General features: G+C 30.0%; 22 protein-coding genes. 5 read left to right on the top strand and 17 right to left on the bottom strand.

The genetic code is table 11. From position 1 onward, the window contains the following. Nucleotides 1–120: 120 nt before the first annotated feature. From HSACCH_RS03140 to HSACCH_RS03085, 12 genes are all read right to left on the bottom strand, one after another. Nucleotides 121–477 carry a molybdenum cofactor guanylyltransferase gene (locus HSACCH_RS03140; protein ID WP_005487778.1) on the bottom strand — a complete coding sequence of 119 codons (357 nt, stop codon included), beginning with the start codon at nt 475–477 and terminating at the stop codon, nt 121–123. Between the two features lie 11 nt (nt 478–488). Continuing rightward, the gene (locus HSACCH_RS03135; protein ID WP_005487777.1) at nt 489–869 is read right to left on the bottom strand and encodes an ArsR/SmtB family transcription factor; all 381 of its coding nucleotides are present in this window, start codon (nt 867–869) and stop codon (nt 489–491) included. A gap of 39 nt (nt 870–908) precedes the next feature. Then, a complete protein-coding gene (locus HSACCH_RS03130) occupies nt 909–3,053 on the bottom strand; it encodes a heavy metal translocating P-type ATPase (protein ID WP_235043983.1) in 2,145 nt (714 codons plus the stop codon). 219 nt (nt 3,054–3,272) lie between these two features. After that, nucleotides 3,273–4,199, bottom strand: a complete 927-nt coding sequence (locus HSACCH_RS03125) for a carbohydrate kinase family protein (RefSeq protein WP_005487774.1) — start codon at nt 4,197–4,199, stop codon at nt 3,273–3,275. A gap of 27 nt (nt 4,200–4,226) precedes the next feature. Next, nucleotides 4,227–5,069, bottom strand: a complete 843-nt coding sequence (locus tag HSACCH_RS03120; protein ID WP_005487772.1) for a BtpA/SgcQ family protein — start codon at nt 5,067–5,069, stop codon at nt 4,227–4,229. Between the two features lie 17 nt (nt 5,070–5,086). Continuing rightward, entirely contained in the window at nt 5,087–6,070 is a 984-nt protein-coding gene (locus HSACCH_RS03115) for an ABC transporter permease (RefSeq protein ID WP_005487770.1), read from the bottom strand. Beyond that, entirely contained in the window at nt 6,070–7,578 is a 1,509-nt protein-coding gene (locus HSACCH_RS03110; protein WP_005487767.1) for a sugar ABC transporter ATP-binding protein, read from the bottom strand. The genes HSACCH_RS03115 and HSACCH_RS03110 overlap by 1 nt, the downstream gene beginning before the upstream one ends. A 195-nt stretch (nt 7,579–7,773) precedes the next feature. Beyond that, nucleotides 7,774–8,697 (bottom strand): substrate-binding domain-containing protein, encoded by a 924-nt coding sequence (locus HSACCH_RS03105; protein ID WP_005487766.1) that lies wholly within the window; start codon nt 8,695–8,697, stop codon nt 7,774–7,776. Between the two features lie 173 nt (nt 8,698–8,870). Next, complete coding sequence (locus HSACCH_RS03100) at nt 8,871–9,608, bottom strand: GntR family transcriptional regulator (RefSeq protein WP_005487765.1); 738 nt, start codon at nt 9,606–9,608, stop codon at nt 8,871–8,873. Between the two features lie 113 nt (nt 9,609–9,721). Beyond that, nucleotides 9,722–10,999 carry an ArgE/DapE family deacylase gene (locus HSACCH_RS03095; protein ID WP_005487764.1) on the bottom strand — a complete coding sequence of 426 codons (1,278 nt, stop codon included), beginning with the start codon at nt 10,997–10,999 and terminating at the stop codon, nt 9,722–9,724. A gap of 17 nt (nt 11,000–11,016) precedes the next feature. Beyond that, nucleotides 11,017–11,769 carry a glutamine amidotransferase gene (locus HSACCH_RS03090; RefSeq protein ID WP_005487763.1) on the bottom strand — a complete coding sequence of 251 codons (753 nt, stop codon included), beginning with the start codon at nt 11,767–11,769 and terminating at the stop codon, nt 11,017–11,019. 206 nt (nt 11,770–11,975) lie between these two features. Further along, nucleotides 11,976–12,998, bottom strand: coding sequence for a M23 family metallopeptidase (locus HSACCH_RS03085; protein ID WP_005487762.1), 1,023 nt, complete (start codon nt 12,996–12,998; stop codon nt 11,976–11,978). 237 nt (nt 12,999–13,235) lie between these two features. On the opposite strand from HSACCH_RS03085, the gene HSACCH_RS03080 reads away from it, so the two are divergent. The 3 genes from HSACCH_RS03080 to HSACCH_RS03070 all read left to right on the top strand — a co-directional run bounded on the left by HSACCH_RS03080 (nt 13,236) and on the right by HSACCH_RS03070 (nt 14,678). Next, on the top strand, nt 13,236–13,481 hold the full coding sequence (locus HSACCH_RS03080) for a glutaredoxin family protein (protein ID WP_005487760.1): 246 nt from the start codon (nt 13,236–13,238) through the stop codon (nt 13,479–13,481). Between the two features lie 193 nt (nt 13,482–13,674). After that, nucleotides 13,675–14,154 carry a hypothetical protein gene (locus HSACCH_RS03075; protein WP_005487759.1) on the top strand — a complete coding sequence of 160 codons (480 nt, stop codon included), beginning with the start codon at nt 13,675–13,677 and terminating at the stop codon, nt 14,152–14,154. After that, entirely contained in the window at nt 14,154–14,678 is a 525-nt protein-coding gene (locus HSACCH_RS03070; protein WP_005487758.1) for a permease, read from the top strand. Before HSACCH_RS03075 ends, HSACCH_RS03070 begins: the two co-directional genes overlap by 1 nt. Before the next feature lie 118 nt (nt 14,679–14,796). Here the strand turns inward: HSACCH_RS03070 and rpiA are convergent, their stop codons facing one another. Then, nucleotides 14,797–15,468 carry a ribose-5-phosphate isomerase RpiA gene (gene rpiA / locus HSACCH_RS03065; protein ID WP_005487757.1) on the bottom strand — a complete coding sequence of 224 codons (672 nt, stop codon included), beginning with the start codon at nt 15,466–15,468 and terminating at the stop codon, nt 14,797–14,799. Between the two features lie 293 nt (nt 15,469–15,761). Here rpiA and HSACCH_RS03060 point away from each other — a divergent pair, with 293 nt between their 5' ends. Then, nucleotides 15,762–16,355, top strand: a complete 594-nt coding sequence (locus tag HSACCH_RS03060; RefSeq protein ID WP_005487756.1) for a zinc dependent phospholipase C family protein — start codon at nt 15,762–15,764, stop codon at nt 16,353–16,355. A 73-nt stretch (nt 16,356–16,428) separates the two neighbouring features. Here the strand turns inward: HSACCH_RS03060 and HSACCH_RS03055 are convergent, their stop codons facing one another. From HSACCH_RS03055 to HSACCH_RS03040, 4 genes are all read right to left on the bottom strand, one after another. Further along, nucleotides 16,429–16,929: an FxsA family protein gene (locus tag HSACCH_RS03055; protein ID WP_005487755.1), complete on the bottom strand. Its 501-nt coding sequence runs from the start codon at nt 16,927–16,929 to the stop codon at nt 16,429–16,431. A 45-nt stretch (nt 16,930–16,974) separates the two neighbouring features. Further along, on the bottom strand, nt 16,975–17,649 hold the full coding sequence (locus HSACCH_RS03050) for an HD domain-containing protein (protein ID WP_005487754.1): 675 nt from the start codon (nt 17,647–17,649) through the stop codon (nt 16,975–16,977). A 110-nt stretch (nt 17,650–17,759) separates the two neighbouring features. Further along, on the bottom strand, nt 17,760–18,557 hold the full coding sequence (locus HSACCH_RS03045; protein WP_005487753.1) for a TIGR00266 family protein: 798 nt from the start codon (nt 18,555–18,557) through the stop codon (nt 17,760–17,762). A 76-nt stretch (nt 18,558–18,633) separates the two neighbouring features. Next, nucleotides 18,634–18,933, bottom strand: a complete 300-nt coding sequence (locus HSACCH_RS03040) for a hypothetical protein (RefSeq protein WP_005487752.1) — start codon at nt 18,931–18,933, stop codon at nt 18,634–18,636. A 158-nt stretch (nt 18,934–19,091) separates the two neighbouring features. Between HSACCH_RS03040 and fliK the strand changes: the two genes are divergently transcribed. Continuing rightward, on the top strand, nt 19,092–20,651 hold the full coding sequence (gene fliK / locus HSACCH_RS03035) for a flagellar hook-length control protein FliK (protein ID WP_005487751.1): 1,560 nt from the start codon (nt 19,092–19,094) through the stop codon (nt 20,649–20,651). Nucleotides 20,652–20,688 lie beyond the last annotated feature (37 nt).

The raw sequence follows: 20,688 nt of genomic DNA, 5'->3' as shown, positions 1-20,688 counted from the left end.
TATTATAGAAAGATTTAATTTTTAAATTATCATTCAGAATTTCAGCTTTAATTTTTGTAAGTAATGACTGCTGATAAATAGCAGCTAAAGGTTCCAAGTAATTATTATATCGGGGAACAATTATTTCTTTTTTGGGTGTATTCTTATTTCTTCCTTTAAAAAACTAAAATATTGATTATTTAAAAAAGGCATATCACAACCACAGATAAAATTATATCTGCTCTTAGAAAAATAAAGACCGGTATAAATTCCAGCCAGAGGCCCCTTATTCTGAAAAATGTCTTCTCTTATTTCTGCGTCTTTAAGAAAAGAATATTCAGTTTTTGAGCCCACAACTATAACCTTCTTGAAATTCTGATCTAAATTCCTATAAATGTATTCAATTAATTTCATTCCAGCAAAAGAAATCAAAGCCTTATCACTACCAAAACGTCTGCTCTGACCTCCTGCTAAAAGTATTGCATTTATATTAGGCATATAACCTTCCTTTATCTATCTTCAAGTACATGCTCAAGACCCTGACCAAAAAGACACATAACATGGTCATCGTCAAGTGAATAATAGACTGAGCGTCCTTCTTTACGATACTTAACCAGTTTATTATTTCTTAATACCCGCAGCTGGTGAGATATAGCCGAGGCACTCATATCAAGCAATTCCGAAAGATCACAAACACATAATTCTCGCTCTTTTAATGCATAAAGAATCTTGATTCGAGTTGGATCTCCCATGGTTTTAAATAATTCTGCCAGATCATAGACAACATCATCTTTAAGAGTCTTTTCCTTCATCAACTGAACTACCTGATTATTTGGGTCAAAAACCTCGCATATATCACATATTTTCTTATCTTTAAGTTCTGCTTTCATATTATCCACTCCAGTTAAGTATCTTCTATTAAATAATTTCTAAATATCCTCTGTTTTTAAAATTCTCATTACATTAAATACAGCCATTAAAGCAACTCCAACATCCGCAAACACTGCTGCCCACATTGAAGCCATTCCAAAAATACTTAAAATCATAACTACAGCTTTGATAGAAAGAGCCATAATAATATTCTGCCAAACAAGCTTTTTTGTCTTGGCGGCAATTTTTAAGGCAGTAACAATTTTTGAAGGTTCATCTGTCATTAAAACAACATCAGCTGCTTCAATTGCTGCATCTGATCCAAGTCCGCCCATAGCTATTCCCAGATCAGAGCGAGCCAGCACAGGTGCATCATTAATACCATCACCAACAAATGCTAATTTTTTTGATTTACTTAAAAGCTCTTCTACTTTTTCAACTTTTTGATCAGGTAATAATTCTGCATAGAAATTATCTAAACCAAGTTGGGAAGCAACTTCCGCCGCAGTTGAATTATTATCACCAGTCAGAATCGATAAATTATCAATACCAAAAGCTTTAAGTGCAGAAACTGTAGATTCTGCATCTGCTTTTAATTGATCAGAAATTACAATAGAAGCTAAAAACTCTCCATTTTTTGCTAAATAGATCGCAGTACCTGTACTTTTAACTTTTTTGAAGTCAATATTATTTTTCTGCATAAGTCTCTCATTTCCTGCTAAAATATGATTATTATCTAAAACAGCCTTAATACCTGCTCCTGAAATTTCTTGATAATCACTTTCAGCAGAATGTTTTGTATAATCATCTGCAGCCGCTACAATCGATTGAGCTATTGGATGATTTGAAAACTGCTCAACCTCTGCAGCTATTTTAAGTATTTGCTGACGACTGTAATTGCTGTGAATATTAACTTCTGTTACTTTGAAGTTACCTTCTGTTATTGTTCCTGTCTTATCAAATACTATTGTATCAAGCTCGTTTAAGGCTTCAAGGTAGTTTCCACCTTTAACTAGAATTCCATTTTTTGAAGCAAGTCCAATTCCACCAAAGAAACCAAGTGGAATTGAAACCACAAGCGCACAGGGGCAGGAAACAACTAAAAAGATTAAAGCTCTATAAAACCACTGACTAAAAGCTGCCCCGGTAAATAGTGGTGGCAACAGGGCAACTAAAGCTGCTGTTAAAACTACAAAAGGAGTATAATAACGAGCAAATTTACTGATAAACTGCTCTGTTGGAGCTTTTTTGGAGCTGGCATTTTCTACAAGTTCTAATATTTTTTTTACAGTAGAATCTTTATACTCTTTGGTCACTCTAACTGTTATTAATTTATTTAAATTAATCATTCCACTTAAAACTTGATCCCCTTCTGCCACATCTTTAGGCAGTGCTTCTCCTGTCAGAGCTGATGTTTCCAGTGCTGTTTCTCCACTTACTATTTCACCATCAACAGGAATTTTTTCACCGGCTTTAACTGCAATTAAATCTCCAATTTTTAATTTTTCAGGTTTTATTTCTATAATTTTCTCATCTTTAATCAAATTTGCAGACTCAGCTTTAATATCCATTAAATCTTTAATTGAGCGCCGAGAATTATTAACTGCTCTTTCCTGAAACAATTCACCAACCATGTAAAAGAGCATTACAGCTACTGCTTCTGGATATTCTCTAATCCCAAAGGCACCTAAGGTTGCAATAACCATTAAAAAATTTTCATCAAAAATTTGACCCTGACCAATATTAAAAAAAGCTGCTTTAAGGACCGGATAACCTATCAAAAAATATGCTGTTATGTAAGCAGGGAGAGCTAAACTACTAAAAATTGTATTGTTAAAAACATTAAGATGGGAAAAACTAAGGGCAAAAGCAAAAAATAAAGCCCCTATAAAAATATTTTTCTTTTGCCAGAGATAAGATTTGAGTGATGATTTTTCTGCCTGATTATCAGCTTTAGGCTCAGATTTATCTCTAACCTTAACTCCTGGTTCTATTCTATCTGAAATTTTTTGTAATTCTTCCTTTATTTTTTCTAATTTTGCATCTTCAGCTGCCACTTTCAAAGTAGATGTTGCAAAATTTAGTTCTACCTTTTCCATTCCATCAAGCTTTTTAACCTGATCTTCTATTTTCAAGGCACAATTAGAACAATTTAAACCTTCAAGTTCAAATTCTTTTTCATTTTTTTTTGTCTTCTTTTTCATCGTATTTTGCATTTTTTACACCTCAGTTTTATATTTATTATATATGAACAATTATTCAAATGTTTGTTGGATTAATTATAGAATATTTACTGAGTACTGTCAAGATGAAAATAGAATTTATCAGTTAAAAATTAATCTGACTTTAAATAAACAAAACCTGTAGATCTATTATCCACAGGTTAGTAAATTTATATATTCATTTTTATGTTTGAAATTTCTTTAATTATTTGGACTATTTTTTGAGATAAAATCTAATACTTCATCTAAATTTGGAAGTGCCTCTTTAGCTCCTTTGCTGGTTACAGAAATTGCAGCAACAGCATTAGCAAATCTCATTAAATCTTTCAAATTTAAATCATTTAGATAAGCTGTTAAAAATCCGCCGGCAAATGCATCTCCAGCACCTGTTGTATCGACAACTTCAACCTTAAAGCCAGGACTAATTATTTCTTCTCCTTTAGCTGTTTTTAAAAGACTACCCTCTTTACCTTTTTTATAAACAACCATTTCACATCCTAATTCCAAAAATATATCTAAACCTTTTTCACTATTATTAACTAAATCATTATACTCTACTCTATTTAAAAATAATATATCAGTTTCTCTTAAAATATATTCAATTTCTTCTAAACCTTTAGAAGATATTAAAGTTCCAGGATCAAATGAAACTATTAAATTATTTTCTCTGGCATATGAAAGCAGTGTCGGAACAATAGATAATAAAGGATTACTCATATGTAAAACTTTTGTTTTACTTAGATAATCCTGATCAAAGTCTTCCTTTTTTGTTTGAAGATTTGCTCCTAAATAACTTAAGAGTCTTCTTTCTCCATCATTATCTATAATAGCAAATACTGTGCCTGATAAATAGCCCTCTTTTTTATTAACTTTGGATACATCTACACCTTCATTTTGAAGACGATCAATTAATTCTTTACCGTTATAATCATCACCTATACTTCCAATATAAGCTGTATTTTTCCCTAAACGGGCTAGAGTTACAGCTACATTAGTAGCTGCACCTCCACAAAATTTTTCTAAATTATATATTGGTAATTCTTCATCAATATCAGGAAGTCTATCCATTCTTCCTATATAATCTACATTGATATCTCCAAAACAAATTACATCAAATTTAGAATCCATTTAATCTAACCTTCTTCCATAAAATCTTTATCTTAGTTTATTTACTATTTCCATTAATCTTTTTACTCTTTCTACATCAACAGGATTCCACCAAACACCATCTTCTTTTAAATACGAACCTACAACTGCACCACTGGCAATTTCTAATATTTTCTTGGCATTATTATCATTAAGACCGCTTCCAACAATAACTGGAAGTTGTGTGTTATTACTAATCCCTATCAATTCATCTAAAGAAGTTTCATCTCCTGTTCTACTTCCAGTTGCAATTAATATATCTGCATCAAAAAATATATTATCTCTTGTTTGCTCTGCTAAAGATCTGTCTGCTACTATAGAATGGCTTCCATGTTTAACATGAACATCAGCTAAAACTCTAATGTCTTCACCGTGTAACATTTTTTTATAACGCATAGCTTCAGCAGAAGCACCTTCTAAAATTCCTTCATTAGCAACATAAGCATTAACCCATTGATTACATCTAACCCAATCTGCATTTGTTGCTTTTGCTGCTGCTAAAGACTGAATAACTCCATTTGCTAAAAAATTGAATCCAAATGGTAAATCAACTTCTTTTGTTACTTCATTTGCCAAAACAGTTAATGCTGCAACAGTTTCATAACCAATATCTTCTGGTTTAGAAAAAGGAACATCCCAGGCGTTTTCAAACATTAAGCCATCAACCCCACCTGCTTTTAAAGCTTTAGCATCATTAATTGAAAACTCTATAATTTCTTCCATGCTTTCACCATTATATCTTGGAGCTCCTGGTAATGCTTTAGTGTGTATCATACCAATAATTGCTTTTTCTTTTCCAAAAATATTTTTAACTGGATTCTTTTTTTGTGGTAAAATTCCTATATCAGCCATTTTGTTCTCCCCTTTTATTATCTACTAATATTTTGCTTTTTTAATTTAATATTATTAACAAGAACTGCTAATAAAATTACTAAACCTTTAACCATCATCTGATTATATGAAGAAACATTCAATAAATTTAAACCATTTCCTAAAATACCTATAATTGCAACACCGATAAATGTTCCAGACACACTACCAATTCCACCTGCAAAGCTTGTACCACCTAATATAACAGCAGCAATAGCATCTAATTCTGCACCATCACCTGCATTAGGAGAACCGGTTGAGAGTCTTGAAGCTAAAATAATACCACTAATTGCTGTTAAAAAACCTGCAGAAGTATATACATAAATTATAGTTCTATCAATATTTACACCACAAAGTCGAGCAGCTTCTTCATTTCCACCAACTGAATAAATATGTCTACCAAATTTAGTTTTCTTTAGCACAATATGTCCAATTATCCCAATAAAAATTGCAATAATTACAGGAATCGGAATAGGTCCTAAATAACCTCTACCTATAACTCTAAAAAGTTCATTTGAGACATAAATTGGTCTTCCAGATGTATAAACAAAACTTAAACCTCTTAAAATAGTCATTAAAGCTAAAGTTACAATAAAAGGAGGAATATTTTGTTTTGAAACCATCAAACCTGTAAAAGAACCTACTAAAGCACCTACTATTAGTGTTAAAATTATTGCTATCATTATTGGTAAACCCATGTTCATTATTAAACCGGCTGCTACAGTACCAGTTAAAGCAACTAAAGCACCAGCACTCAAATCAATTCCTTTTGTAATGATGATATAGGTCATTCCAACAGCTATTATTCCATTTATCGAAGCTTGTCTTGCTACATTTAATAAATTAGAAAATGTCAAAAATCTATCTGACATAAATGTCATAAATACAAATAATATTATTAATCCTAAAGCTGCACTACCTTTTTCACCAAAAAAGTTTTTTATTCTATCTTTAAATGATATTTTATTTTCTAACTGATTCATTAATTAACTACACCTCCAAAGGCAAGCTTAAGAATATTTTCTTCTGTTTGTTTTTTTCCTTCTAAAAATCCAGAGATTTTTCCTTCTCGCATGACCATAATTCGATCACTCATTGCTAATAACTCAGGGTTTTCAGATGAAATCATTATTATGCTAATACCCTTAGCTACTAATTCACCCATTAATTCGTAAATTTCGGATTTAGCACCCACATCAATTCCTCGTGTTGGCTCATCCATAATCAAAATCTCTGGTGCCAGCAATATCCATCTTGCAATAATTGCTTTTTGCTGATTTCCTCCACTCAACTTATCAATTTTTTGGCGTAAGGAAGGTGTTTTAACATTCAAGCGATCTACCAAAGCATCGGCAGCAATTTCTTCAGATTTATTATCTATTAGAACACTGTATTTTCTATCTATTAAATCTAAACCTGGCAAGGTAATGTTTTCTTTTACACTCATAGTTTTTATAATTCCAGTACCTTTTCTATCTTCAGAAATCAATCCCAAACCAAGGTCAATAGCATTTTGAGGATTAGAAATTTTAACTTTATGTCCATTCAAAATTATTTCTCCATTATCAAAATTTCTTAAACCAAATATAGTTTCCATCACTTCAGTTCTTTGGCTTCCTACAAGTCCACCTACACCTAAAATCTCACCTTTTTTTAATTCAAAATTAATATCTTCAAATTTATTTTGAGCTGATAGATTTTGAACTTTTAATATAGTATCACCTATTTTAACTTCTTTTTTTGGAAAAAGATCAGTAACTTCTTTTCCTACCATTAAATTTACAAGTTGATCTTTATTTTTTATCTCATCAATTTTAAGAGTTTTTATCTTTTTACCGTTTCTTAAGACAGTAACTCGATTAGCAATTTCAAAAATCTCTTCTAATCTATGTGATATATAAATAATTGTAACTCCCTGTTTTTTTAGATCTTCTATTATTTCAAATAAAATTTCAGTTTCTTTATTACTAATTGAAGAAGTAGGCTCATCCATTATTAATATATCAGCATCTAAAGAAATGGCTCTTGCAATTTCAATCATCTGTTGTTGGGCAATACTAAGATTTTTAACAAGTATTTCAGGCGAAATATCTAACTTAATTTTTTCAAATATTTTTCTGACTTCATTCATCATCTCTTTATCTTTGACAATATTACTTTTATTATAGACTTTTTCATTACCCATAAATATATTTTGAGCAACAGTTAAATCTGGAAATAAAGTAAGTTCCTGATAAATAGCGCTAATACCTAAACTTTTTGCCTTTGTAGGATTAAGTTTTTTTACTTCATTGCCTCTATAAAAAACTTTACCGTGTGTTTTTTGATATGCACCGGTAAGAACTTTGATTAATGTTGATTTTCCAGCACCATTTTCTCCAATCAAAGCATGAATTTCTCCTTCTATCAAATCAAAACTGATATCATCTAAAGCTTTTACACCTGGAAAATATTTAGAAAGTCCTTCTAATCTTAATATTTCGTTATCCATAATTTCACCCTATCTTTTTTTATAATTACATTCCTTAATAATTATAACTTTAATATTTTTCTCTAATTTATAATTTATTGAAGGATTTTGTAATACTGTATAGAAATTATATATTAAGTGATTTAATAAATCCTTCTTAGTGGCATTTAATCGTCGCCAAACAATTTGCCACTAAGTAAGGATTTAAATTTTATTTTAGTTTAAAAACTCATCAACATTTTCTTCATCATATAATAATACTGGAACAGGAATTAATGGCTCTATTTCATTTCCATTAATTTTTTCAACAAGTGCATTTAATGCTCTTCTACCCATTTCTTTTGGCTGCTGCTGAATCATAGCCAAAATTCTACCATCTTTAATTCCATCCGCTGCTTCAGGAGTTAAATCAAAACCTACAATTTTAACACCTTCTGCTCTAGCTGATTCAAGTGCAGATTTTGCACCAAGAACACTATTTTCTGCAGTAGAATAAATAATATCAACATCAGGGTTTGACTGCAAAATATTTTCTACAGTGTTCATAGATTCTTCTCTATCATAACCTGGTTGTGGTTGTAAAATTTCAACATTCCCCATACCTTCTAGAGCCTTTTCAAAACCTGCCACTCGCTGCTGCTGAATATTTGATTCTAACCAACTTACAATAGCAACTTTAGCATTTCCATCTAATTCATTTTCTATATATTTTCTAGTATACTGACCTAATTGCTCACCAGCATCTTCATTTAAAGTACCAACAAATGAATCAACTTTATCTGTTTCTAATTTCATATCAATTGTCACTATAGGCATCTGTTCAGCCGCCTCATTAACAGCTGGAACAATAGCCGCAGGGTCTGTACCGATAACAATAAGACCATCTACACCCATTACCATATAATCTTCAATTGCAGAAACCTGTTCCTGTGCATTAACATTGGGATCGTTTGTAAAAAGTTCTACTCCATGTTCTGCAGCCGCTTCTTTTATTCCTTCATCAATATCAATAAAAAACTGGTGTCTTAAAGTAACAGTTGTAACTCCAACAGTTAACTGGTCATCTTGAGCAGCTATCGATACATTCATTCCTAAAATCATAAAACTAACTAACAATAAAATTAACATTTTCTTTTTCATATTATCTCTCCTTTTAGTTTTATTATTCAAAAATTTACTGAAGATTATAAGTTTATCCCCTCCCTGCATCTTACTAATTCATTTGACTAAACAACAATTTTTGGTTCTATAATAAATATCCAGACTAAAATTTAATTAATCTGCATATAAATTAACTTTTTTATAAAATCTTTTTAATTACGATTTAATCTAATTGAGTATTTATATTTATCAGCTCTATAATGCATTTTAACAAACTCGAATGCTTCATTGTTATCTGTAAAAGTGATTCTTTCTAAAATAAGTAGTGGGAAATCTTTTTTTATCCCTAGTAATTTGCTTACATAAGGATCAGATATACCACCTTCTAAAGTTTCATCGGCATGGCTTATAGTTATGTTATATTTTTCTATAATATCATAAAGTGACGTCTCATTATCCATATTTTTAATTTCATGTACTGCTTTTTGATCTAAGATATTAGTATCTAAATAACAATCATGAATTCCAACTGCTTCTCCATTTATTAATCTTAATCTTTTGACATTTAAAAAAACAGTTTTGGAATTTGCACCTAATTTTTCTGCTATTTCTGAATCAATTAATTTCTCAATACTAATTATTTTTGATTCAGGATTTAAGCCTTTAGACTCTATATCTTCTGTAAAACTTGTTAAATTTGGCAACTCATGTGATAATTTAGGAAACGAAACATAAGTTCCTTTCCCTTGTTTTTTCTTAACAAGTCCCTCATTTTCTAATTCTTTAACAGCCTGTCTCACTGTAATTCTACTAACTTCAAACTGTTTTTGAAGTTCTTTTTCTGAAGGTATAATATCTCCTGGTTTCCAATCTTTTTCTTTTATCTTATTTTCTATAATATTTTTTAATTGAATATACAGTGGTAAATGATCATTTCTATCGACTTTCATAAATAAACGCCCTCCTTGTATTTAATTATTATGTCATTATAACGTCTCTATGTTTATATAATACTTCATTTTTCTATTAAAGTCAATATATTTTCAATATTTTTATAATTAAACTATTTATTTAAATCATTAAGACTGAGGGCAATTATTTTTATATAATCAATATATTGATCAAGATCTAGATATTCATTGATTCCATGTGCTTGTTTTATACTCCCTGGTCCAAACATTAATGTCGGCACCTTAGAATAATTTTGAAGTAAGCGAGCATCACAACCATATTCAGAACCACTAATTAAAGACTCCTCTTTCCTGATTTTCTTGAAATTATCACTAAATATTTGCAAAAAACCTTTTTTGCTTTTCATTTCAAAAGGACTGCCTTCCTGATATTTTGTTAACTTAGGCTTGTGATCTTTTAGCCATGCATCACCATTGGATATTAAATTGATTCTATCAATTATTTCTTTTTCAACTTTTGAACCCAGACCATTTTCATCCGCATCAGTTGGTAAAAAATGAATACCAAAATCCAGTCTGCAATTATCAGGAACTACTGAACCTGCAGTTCCGCCATTAATTGTACCAAAATTTATAGTTGGAGGTGGCAGAATTGAATCTCTTTTTTCAAGAAGCCACTCTTTTTCAAGTTCTTTTAATCCATCCATAACTTTAATAGTTTTCTCTATAGCATTAACACCAAGCCATTTCAAGCCTGAATGTAAAGATTTTCCTTCTATATCCATTTTAAAAAATACCCATCCCATATGAGCTTTCATCAGTTTCAGTTCAGTTGGCTCAGCTACAATTGCTAAATCAGCTTTGTATCCTTTATCAACACAAGCAAGAGTTCCATTGCCTCCCCCTTCTTCATCAACAACACTTTCTATAATTATATCGCCTTTAATGTCACAATTTAATTTAATTAATACTTCAACAGCCAAAATCAGGGCTGCTAGCCCACCTTTCATATCACAGGAGCCTCGTCCATATATTTTATTATCAATGATTATTGGATCTAAAGGGTGTGAAAACCACTTATCTATGCTAGCAAAGGGCATTGTATCAATATGTCCATTTAAAATAACAGATTTATAATTCTCTTTATCTTCCCCTTTTAAAATCCCTACAACATTTGGCCTATTTTTATAATTATGACCCAAAGAAGACTCTTTATATTTTTTGAGTTTATTATTATCTGGTTCAAAAACCTCTATATCTAATCCCAATTCTTTAAATTTAGAAATTATTATTTCTTGACCATTCTTTTCATTTCCTCCATCAAGACCATGATTGATATTTGTTGTATCTTTAGAAATTAAGGTTTTTAAAAAATCTATAAAAACATCTTTATTTTCCTCTATATAATTTATTATTTTTTTAGATTTCATAATCTAGTCCTCTTTTCTTAATTATTAGCTAACCATCTAACTGCCTGCTGCCAAAAAACAGAATAATATTCCCATTCACAGAATTCTGGAGAACCCCAATGTGGAGCACAATCAGATGCAAAGGCCATAGTTCTACCTTCACCAAATTCTGCTACTGATATAATTGGATCACCATCATATTCCGCCAGCAGTTTTGCATCTTCTTTTAATTCTAATTTATTATAACCCAAAAAATAAGGCCATTTTTTAGGTATATTTTTTGTTATTGGATGATTAATATCTGATAACTCTAAATTGAAGCCTTCTGGAACTTCTTTACGATCATCATATGCTGACATTTTAATTGGTAGTATTTCTTCAATCTCTGTATTATGATACCGACCTTTAGCATCTATTCCTTGGAAAGTCAGATAGCCTCCAATCATACATAAAGAACCACCATTATAAACAAAATCTTTAATTAACTTTATTCTATTAGGCATTCTAATTGATTGTTGAAAAGTTTCGGGTGACAAAAGTAAAGAATCTGCTCCTACATCACTCAGTATTATAACATCAAATTCATTCAATGCTTCTTTAGATTTTGGGAATTCAGCTGGAACTTTGTGAGATGGCAGATAAACAAAATCAAATTCTGATGTATTTAATGCTTGTTTAATCCACTTTACAGCTTCCTCATATATTCCTATTGAAAAAAAATTGAACCCTTTACCTTCAGTAATATTCGAATGCCAGGACTCTCCCGCAAATAATATTTTTGTTTTTTTCATAATTTCACCTCTAATTGAAATTTAAAGTTATGACAAAATAACGTTATAACCTTATAACAATACTATATAACTTATATTTATTAATGTCAAGAATTTTCATACTCTTTAATTTATAACGCATTTTAAAATTTCTGTCCTGGCTTATTATTTTACATAAAAAAACTCCCCACTAAATTAATAATGAGGAGTAGTATTTATATTAAATTTTAACGATGAATATAATCTAGTGGATTTTCCGGACGTCCATTAACCTGCACTTCAAAATGCAAGTGTGGCCCTGTAGAATTCCCAGTGTTACCGGAACGAGATATAACCTCACCTCTGCCAACTGATTCGCCAACTCTAACTAATAATTTAGAGTTATGGGCATAAAGTGTTCTTAATCCTTTTTGGTGTTCAACAATTACAACATAACCATATCCATTAGCCCAACCACTGTAGACAACTCTACCAGAACTAACGGCTCTAATTGGACTACCCATTGGAGCTGCAAAATCAATCCCTTCATGTATTCTACCCCAGCGAGGTCCATAATATGAAGTTATACGTGTATTTATAGGATACATGAATTTCTGATCCAGACGATCTCGATAGCTGAATTCTGGTTTAGCGCCCCTTAAAATTAATTCCTGATCTATTTTTAAATTTGAAGGATTATCTAAATTGTTATCTTTCATAATAGTTTCTTTTTTAAGTTTAAATTTACTGGCTATACTACCTAGACTTTCTCCAGGTGAAACTCGATATAGAATTCCTTTAATAGGTAAAACTTTAAACTCCTGCCCAGGTTTGATGCTGTTCATATTACTAATATTATTAGCACCAATCAGTGAATCAATATTTAAATTATGCTTATGAGCTATATCCCATAAGGTTTCTCCACTTTCAACAGTATGTACCTTGACTCTCTCAATCAATGGTTTTTTCTGAATTTTCTCGAAAGTTCTATCCAAATTCTCTTTTTTCTTACCCTGATCATTATTTTTATCTCTAGAATTATCTAGATTAATACTTCTATCTAAATTTTTTTCATTCTCATTTTTTCTATTGATATTCGAATTATTTGTTAAATTAGAATTAACATTTTTTGTGTTATTTTGATTGATAACTTTAGGCTGAATATTAGTCTGTGACATTCTTCCACCTACATTCATTGAATTACTGTAGGCCGAAAAAGTAAGTAAAATAAATATGATTAAAAACCCAGTTAAACGTTCTCGTCTTCTCAATTTCTCCTCCACCTTTTTGATCAGTTATAAAAATTAATTAAACTTGTTACCTATTTAACATTATAACAGAAATTTGCTTCTATTTAAAGATTATTCTAACAAAATTAAAAAGAATATTTAAAATAACTAATATAAAACAATATTCATCTTATTTTTTTAGATTTTATAAAGGAATCAGAACATTTAAAGAGAAATAATAGCTTAAGGAACAATATTAAATATAGAAAGGATGATAAAATGTTTAATCTTGTCTTATATTACTATCCAACCTGCCCTTATTGTCGAAAAGTTACAAGATTAATTGATAAACATAACTTAGAAGAAATTGAATTGAAAAACATTAATCAAGATGAACAGGCTGAGTCTGAGCTCATTGAAATTGGTGGCAAAAGGCAGGTTCCCTGTTTATTCATTGATGGTGATCCTTTATATGAGTCTGATGATATCATAAACTGGCTTAAAACCCATGTTATAGATAGTTAATTAATTTTAATTTATATACTTAACATCAGTCGCTCAAAATAGGGAGGCTGATGTTTTTAAATATTATGTGAGCTAGAACATAGAAAAACAATTTTATTAAAGTTATAATTATTTTTATTAAATTTATAATGATTCGGAATCAAATTTTAGAAGGGAGGATTGTTTTTAATTTTAAAATTAAAAACAAAAATATATGATTTATTATTTTACTGCTGCCTTAACTGCAGTATTATTTATGATTGACAGCGAAAAAACGATTAAGGGCTTGAAAATTGGTTTTAAAAAAATAAGAAAAAACTCTCCTGTGTTTTTAAATATGATTATATTAATTGCTTTATCACTATATTTTGTTTCTGATGAACTGATTTTAAGATTTTTAGGTGATGGTAGTGGAGCAATAGGAGTAGCACTTGCTGGAACTTTAGGTTCAATTGCTTTTATTCCCGGATTTGTAGCATTCCCCCTGGCAGGTATTTTATTAGAAAAGGGTGTAAGTTACACAGTAATAGCAGCTTTTACTACAACTTTAATGATGGTCGGTATAGTAACCTATCCAGTCGAAAAAGATTTTTTTGGAATTAAAATTACAGTTATCAGAAATATTATTTCTTTAATAATGGCAATTATAGTATCTATAATAATTGGCCTTTTCTATGGGGAGCTGTTTATTTAATGAAAATAAACTTAAAAAAATACTGGTTATTTATTATTTTTAGTATTTTGATAGGAGTCGGCTTTATTTTAGATTTAAATATTGCTCGAGGAGTTTTTGCTAATTTTTATTCTTTTTTTCTAACAATGCTTAAGTTTGTACCAGCTGTTTTTCTTTTAATTGGTCTCTTTGAAGTATGGATTGATAAAGATCTGATAGAAAAACACTTAGGAAAAGATTCCGGTTTCCTAGCTTATTTTTGGGTTCTTATTTTAGCCAGCACAACAGTCGGTGGCTTATATGTAGCTTTTCCAGTCGCTTCTGCTTTATATAAAAAAGGGGCCAGTCCTCGAATAATATTTAGCTATATTGGAACTGCAGCCATCTGTAGAATTCCAATGACTCTTTTTGAAGCTAGTTATGTTGGTGTTTCTTTTACTGCGATTCGGTGGTTAGTTTCGATACCTTTGGTTGTCATCAGCAGTATTTTAATGGAGAAATTCATTTCAGAAAAAGACTTGGCTAACATTTCCGATGCTGCCTAATTAAGATATAATTATTCTTATATTAAAATTAAATTTTGAAAAGGAGCCTCAGCTTTTATGCCAGGCTCCCTTCAGTATATTAATCTAATTAAAATTATTAAACTAAAATTTCAAAATATTATTCTTTAGCTAAAACATCAATATGACCATCATTATAGCCAACAACAACTATCTCAGCCATTTCTGCAAAAATTCCATTTTCTACTACTCCAGGCAGCTTATTTAATTCTACACTTATTTTTAATGGATCTTCAATTTTTCCAAAATCACAATCTAAAATATAATTTCCATTATCAGTTACAAATATTTCTCCATCTTTTTTTCTGATTTTACTGCTGCAGCTAAATTTTTCAACCATCCGCTGGGTATACTGCCAGCTAAAAGGAGTAATTTCTATGGGTAAATGAAATGAGCCTAAATGCTCAACAAGCTTTGATTCATCAATAACAATAATTAATTTTTCAGTAGCAGAGGCAACTATTTTTTCTCTAAGTAATGCTCCACCACCACCCTTAATTAAATTAAAATCTGGATCAACCTCATCTGCTCCATCAATAGTTAAATCAAGAGCCTCTACATCAGCTAATTCCACAAGCTCTATTCCTTCGGCTGCAGCTAGTTCAGCTGTTTCTTTAGAAGTAGGTACAGCTTTTATTTTAAGACCATTTCGAACCATTTCTCCTACTTTTTTAATAGCATAATAAGCGGTTGAACCTGTTCCTAAACCGATTATCATTCCATCTTCGATATATTCTGCTGCCTTTTCTCCTGTTAATTTTTTTGCTTTCATCAAAATCTCTCCTCATTTAATTTTTATTTGCTTTATTTTTCTAAAATTTTTAGATTTCATTTGACAATTTTAAATAAATAGTGAATTTATTTAAAAAAACTAAAAAGAGTACTATAAAAATATGTCTTCAATGTAAGTTTTAAAAATTACTTTCAAGTAAAATCTTATCAAAAGTCTTATCTATATTCAACTTGATATGTTAATTGCTTTGTGATAGTATTAAAATATCGTAGCTTTTTGAAATTATGTCAATTTACCGGGAGGTATTTAAACTGGACACTAGAACACACAAGATGCTGGCTTATAAAATCCATGATCATTTTGCTAAAAATGATATTTGGCTTTCAAAAATGGCACTGGCCTGGGGAAGTATGAAACCCGATTTTATTGAGGGAAATATAAGTCACTTTAAAGATGAAACAATGGAAAATTTTTATAGACAATTTGATGAATTAAAGAAAATGAATCCAGATAAAAGACCATATAAATTTGCAGTTAAACTTGGAGAATTATTTCATTATATTGCAGACTATTTTTGTAGAGCTCATAATGATCCGGAACTTAATCCAGGTACAATATGGGAAAAGACAGTTCATATTTTTCATGAATGGCAGTTAAATCAAGTTGCTCAAAATCTACATCCAGATTTTTTCAAAAAAGAATTAGAAGAAAAATTTGTTTATAGAAATGATTTAGAAACATTTATTGAAAAAGAACATGTTGAATTTATAAATAGAGAATACAGTTTTAAAAATGATATTGAATCAGCTTTTAGAATTTGTGTTTTAATGACTAATAAATTAGTATATGAAATGCAGTTGGAAAAAAATTATTCCTTTGCTCATGTATTTAATTTAAGACATCGACTACTCTATCAAAATGCATAAATTAAATAAAATAATTAAAAGAGGAGCTCAGTCTAAACTGGCTCCTCTTTTTTTATGCAGATATTTATTTTAATTAATCTTCTTCTACTTTTTCAGCTTCTACGTCAATAAAATCATCTTTATAGCTTTGATCACTATTATTATTTTTATATTGACTGTTATCTCTTCTCTGATTGAATTGATTTCCATAATGCACTTCCACTTTGTTTTCTTTAACATACTTGAGGAAGTATTTTTTTACAACTGATCCAATTAGATCTCTTGAACCTGGTAAAATTAATAAAAATCCTGTTATATCTGTTAAAAATCCAGGTGTTAATAAAGTCACACCACCAATTAAAATTAGTAGAGCACTTATTAAATCATCTGTTGGCATTTTACCAGAATTTAAAGTTGAACGAATATTATTGACAACCTGATAGCCCTGCCTTTTAGCAATACTAACTCCAGCAGCACCAGTAAAAACAATTACCATTACAGTTGTAAAAACACCAATAAATTGACTAATTTCTAATAGAAAATATAATTCAATCAGTGGTACCAAAATAAATATCAATAAGAATTTAAAAAACATAATTACCTTCCTCAATTAAGATTAATTTTATTTGTTTTTGCTTCCTTACTCCTTAAAGTTAACATGACCTAAAAGTTCCAGCTCATTGATTAAAAGTCTAAATCTGCAGCCTAAATATTTAGCTGCCTCTTTACATAACTCCATTCTGTATAAATATATTTCAAAATAATCCATTACCTGACTGATAGAAGAATCATAGTCTATGCTTAAAGTAATAGTATCTTCTTCTGAATCTACAGAAATTTTGGAATCTCTGATTGCAAGATTAACTCGATCGTGAATAAAAGTGGAGTCTTTCTTGTTAACCCTAGTTCTATGAGCATCACTTTTATCAGCCAGAATTAAAGCAGCTGTAATTGGACTTATTGGTTGTCCAATTTCTACATCATGGTTTGCAATTGCTGTTGTAATTTTTGTTATATCCTCCAGAGGCACTTCCATCCGTCTGAGTTCTGTATAGACTATATTGGCACCAGAAATACCGTGATGTTTGCGATTAAACATATTACCAACATCATGTAAATATCCTGTAATAGCACCAAGTTCAACAGTTTTTTTATCAAAACCCAAATCTTTCAAAATTCTTTCAGTTGTTTCCGAAACAAAATTAACATGTCTGAATCCATGTTCTGTATATCCTTTTTCTGAAAGATAATGATTAGCTTCTTTGATCATATGCTGAAAATCTGGATTAGATTTTATTTCTTTTAAAGTCAACATAGTATTACCTCCCTTATCTATTATTAAACAAATTTCTAATTTTTATGGGTATTAATATATATTATCTAATACTTAGGAAGGTAATGCAAGTAAAGAAGATTACAATTTAATTAGAAATTATCACCATCAAGCATATTTCCAATCTGACCTAAAATTGAGCCTTCACCTTTTTGTTTGCCGGAAACACGGGGTGCATTTTTAATAATTCTATCAGCAAGCCTAGAAAAGGGTAAACTTTGTAAATAAACTGTACCTGTCCCCTGTAGCGTTGCTAAAAATAAGCCTTCCCCACCAAAAAGCATTGACTTTAACTCTCCTGCTCTTTCAATATTATAATCAATACCTGCTGTAAATCCAACCAAACAACCAGTATCAACTTTTAATTTTTCATTTTTCAATTCCTTTTTAACTACAGTTCCACCTGCATGAACAAAAGCTCTTCCATCTCCACTCAATTTTTGAAGTATAAATCCTTCACCACCAAATAAACCACTACCAAATCTTTTATTAAAAGTGATATTCAATTTTGTTCCTAAAGCAGCACATAAAAAAGCATCTTTTTGACAGGTAAATTGGTTTTGTGGTAGTTCGGAAAGTTCTAAAGCAATTATTTTACCTGGATACGGCGCAGCAAATGCAATTTTCTTTTTTGAATAATCCTTATTAGTAAAATGAGTCATAAAAATTGATTCACCAGTAATTGCTCTTTTACCAGCTCCAAAAACCTTTCCTAATAATGATTCATTCACCTCACTGCCATCACCCATTTTGGTTTCAAAAGATATTCCATTATCCATCCAGTTCATCGCCCCAGCTTCTGCAACAACTGTTTCCTCGGGATCCAATTCTACCTCTACTACCTGCATGTCATCACCAATTATTTCGTAATCTATCTCGTGACTTAGCATTTTAATCTCCCTCTTTTCTTTTTTTATCTAAAACAGCCAAGAAACTTCCATTCAAGCTATACATTAGGCGAAAAAATTATTGAACTAAATCTGAAATTTCAGCAGGAGTAATTAAACGGTCATCATAAGATATTATTAATTCGTTTTCTGTAAATTCAAGCTCATCAACAATACCATAATAAGCTTTAACCCTCTCAATTAATTCTTCTGACTGACACTCCATTTCGTCTAAACTAATTCTATATTCAACAGTATATTTTCTGCTGTGATTTTCTTTTTCTCTTAATCTTGCTTCTATTTCTTCTTCATTTAATTGATGACTGCCACAGTTATTATTATGAGAACCACAACCGCAACTTCCACAATTTTCTGACATAAATGAACCTCCTTATTTTAATTTCTATATTTGTACAATTAATTTTATAAAACTTTACTATCTAATATAATAATATATTAGTTTTTAAAGGATTTCAATCGAATTTATAGAAATATGTACTAATATAACAATTTTTTAATATTCGAGGAGTGCACATTATGAATATGAATGGCTTAGCACCAATCAGAAAATTAGATATAGGTATTTTAAGACAAACTTTAAACACAGATAACATTAATACTGATGACAGTCAGATTGAAAATAAAGGTATAGAGCTTTTGCCAGAAATTTTTCGTTTAATAGCATCTTTAGAAGATGATACTCAAAAAATGCTTTTAGACAGTTGGGCTAAAATGGGAATGTCTTTAACTGAAAAAACTGTGGAAAATCTGCTGCAATATTTAGATAATAATCCTGCTTTAACTACTGAAGATAAAATGGCAGTAATTAAAGCATTCGCTTTTTTAGAAAGTAATAACCTTCCTTTTTCTGAAAAATTAATAAATGCACTGCGTTCTATTTTCAATAACAATGGTAATTTAAGTTCTACTTTTGAACAATTTTTAGCTTCAGAAAATTTTTTAAATCACAATCAACTAAATAATTTACTTGAACAGCTTGGTCTTGAAGATCTTAAAAAATCTCTATTAAACATTGATGATTTTAGTGCTCAAAATCAAGAAACTACTGCTTCTGCATCTCAGCAAACTAATTCTGTTGAACCCGAACAGACTTCTCAGCCGGGTACAATTCAAAATAAGAATATTGATTCTCAAATTTTAAATAATTTTATGCATCTAGATCAAGAATTAAAGGATATTATTTTAAATGATTCAAATAGTTTTAGAGAAAATTTTGACCAAAACACTGTTAAGATTTTAAATAATTTTTTAGCTAATAATAATATTGATGGAACTGCTGAAAAAATATCCCTGTTAAAAGCTTTATCTTTTCTAGAAAATAATAACCTACCCTTGACTGAAAGTTTAATCAAAGAAATATCAATTCATTTTAACAAGAATATAATTCAATATAACGATAATTTAAATAATAAAAATCAACTTTTTGCTAATTTAAATAATACCAAACAGCCCCTTATTAACAAAAATGAAGCTGCTGTTAATTTAAATGATTCTACCGCTCAAATAACTGAGTCTCTTGCTGCACAAAGCAAAATTTCAGATCAAATACTTGAGCTTTTTAACAAAATTGGCGGTAAAGCCGAAGAAGAAATAGCAGATAATCTTTTAGGGCAAAAGTTGATCAATCTTCAACAGCAGAATCAAAATACGCCTTTAATGCTTGCTTTAGAAATACCTTTACAAATAAATGACAATAAACTTGCTTCTCTTCTCTTAAAAATAGAAAAGGAAGAAGAAGGGGCGGAAAGCATTAAAAATAAAACGGGATATAACATTTCTTTTATCTTGGAATTTGAAGGTATTGGACCCATACAAACTAATGTTAATATTAAGCAAAATAATATAAATACTACCTTTTTTACAGAAAGCTCTAAAACTGCAAGCTTAATAGAAAAAAATTTAGGCCAGCTTAATTCAGCTTTAGATGCTAAAGGATTTACTGTTAAAGATTTTAGTATTAAAAGTTTTGATAATCTAATAGATATAAAAAGTCAATTTTTTAATGAATTAATTTTAAGTGAGTTAAATAATCAAGACAGCGAGGGGAAATATCAACATATTGATATTAAAATATAGTAAGTCTATTAAAATAATTATATTTACCAAGAAATGA

Origin of the sequence: Halanaerobium saccharolyticum subsp. saccharolyticum DSM 6643, assembly GCF_000350165.1 — a bacterium.
Taxonomy (GTDB): domain Bacteria; phylum Bacillota; class Halanaerobiia; order Halanaerobiales; family Halanaerobiaceae; genus Halanaerobium; species Halanaerobium saccharolyticum.
The sequence above is the reverse complement of the archived record's forward strand: the minus strand, read 5'-3'. Positions and strand labels throughout refer to the sequence as shown.

Excerpts from the sequence above, each read along its gene's own strand:
- HSACCH_RS03140 (WP_005487778.1), bottom strand. The coding sequence starts at position 477 with ATGCCTAATATAAATGCAATACTTTTAGCAGGAGGTCAGAGCAGACGT.
- HSACCH_RS03135 (WP_005487777.1), bottom strand. The coding sequence starts at position 869 with ATGAAAGCAGAACTTAAAGATAAGAAAATATGTGATATATGCGAGGTT.
- HSACCH_RS03130 (WP_235043983.1), bottom strand. The coding sequence starts at position 3,053 with ATGAAAAAGAAGACAAAAAAAAATGAAAAAGAATTTGAACTTGAAGGT.
- HSACCH_RS03125 (WP_005487774.1), bottom strand. The coding sequence starts at position 4,199 with ATGGATTCTAAATTTGATGTAATTTGTTTTGGAGATATCAATGTAGAT.
- HSACCH_RS03120 (WP_005487772.1), bottom strand. The coding sequence starts at position 5,069 with ATGGCTGATATAGGAATTTTACCACAAAAAAAGAATCCAGTTAAAAAT.
- HSACCH_RS03115 (WP_005487770.1), bottom strand. The coding sequence starts at position 6,070 with ATGAATCAGTTAGAAAATAAAATATCATTTAAAGATAGAATAAAAAAC.
- HSACCH_RS03110 (WP_005487767.1), bottom strand. The coding sequence starts at position 7,578 with ATGGATAACGAAATATTAAGATTAGAAGGACTTTCTAAATATTTTCCA.
- HSACCH_RS03105 (WP_005487766.1), bottom strand. The coding sequence starts at position 8,697 with ATGAAAAAGAAAATGTTAATTTTATTGTTAGTTAGTTTTATGATTTTA.
- HSACCH_RS03100 (WP_005487765.1), bottom strand. The coding sequence starts at position 9,608 with ATGAAAGTCGATAGAAATGATCATTTACCACTGTATATTCAATTAAAA.
- HSACCH_RS03095 (WP_005487764.1), bottom strand. The coding sequence starts at position 10,999 with ATGAAATCTAAAAAAATAATAAATTATATAGAGGAAAATAAAGATGTT.
- HSACCH_RS03090 (WP_005487763.1), bottom strand. The coding sequence starts at position 11,769 with ATGAAAAAAACAAAAATATTATTTGCGGGAGAGTCCTGGCATTCGAAT.
- HSACCH_RS03080 (WP_005487760.1), top strand. The coding sequence starts at position 13,236 with ATGTTTAATCTTGTCTTATATTACTATCCAACCTGCCCTTATTGTCGA.
- HSACCH_RS03075 (WP_005487759.1), top strand. The coding sequence starts at position 13,675 with ATGATTTATTATTTTACTGCTGCCTTAACTGCAGTATTATTTATGATT.
- HSACCH_RS03070 (WP_005487758.1), top strand. The coding sequence starts at position 14,154 with ATGAAAATAAACTTAAAAAAATACTGGTTATTTATTATTTTTAGTATT.
- rpiA (WP_005487757.1), bottom strand. The coding sequence starts at position 15,468 with ATGAAAGCAAAAAAATTAACAGGAGAAAAGGCAGCAGAATATATCGAA.
- HSACCH_RS03060 (WP_005487756.1), top strand. The coding sequence starts at position 15,762 with ATGCTGGCTTATAAAATCCATGATCATTTTGCTAAAAATGATATTTGG.
- HSACCH_RS03055 (WP_005487755.1), bottom strand. The coding sequence starts at position 16,929 with ATGTTTTTTAAATTCTTATTGATATTTATTTTGGTACCACTGATTGAA.
- HSACCH_RS03050 (WP_005487754.1), bottom strand. The coding sequence starts at position 17,649 with ATGTTGACTTTAAAAGAAATAAAATCTAATCCAGATTTTCAGCATATG.
- HSACCH_RS03045 (WP_005487753.1), bottom strand. The coding sequence starts at position 18,557 with ATGCTAAGTCACGAGATAGATTACGAAATAATTGGTGATGACATGCAG.
- HSACCH_RS03040 (WP_005487752.1), bottom strand. The coding sequence starts at position 18,933 with ATGTCAGAAAATTGTGGAAGTTGCGGTTGTGGTTCTCATAATAATAAC.
- fliK (WP_005487751.1), top strand. The coding sequence starts at position 19,092 with ATGAATATGAATGGCTTAGCACCAATCAGAAAATTAGATATAGGTATT.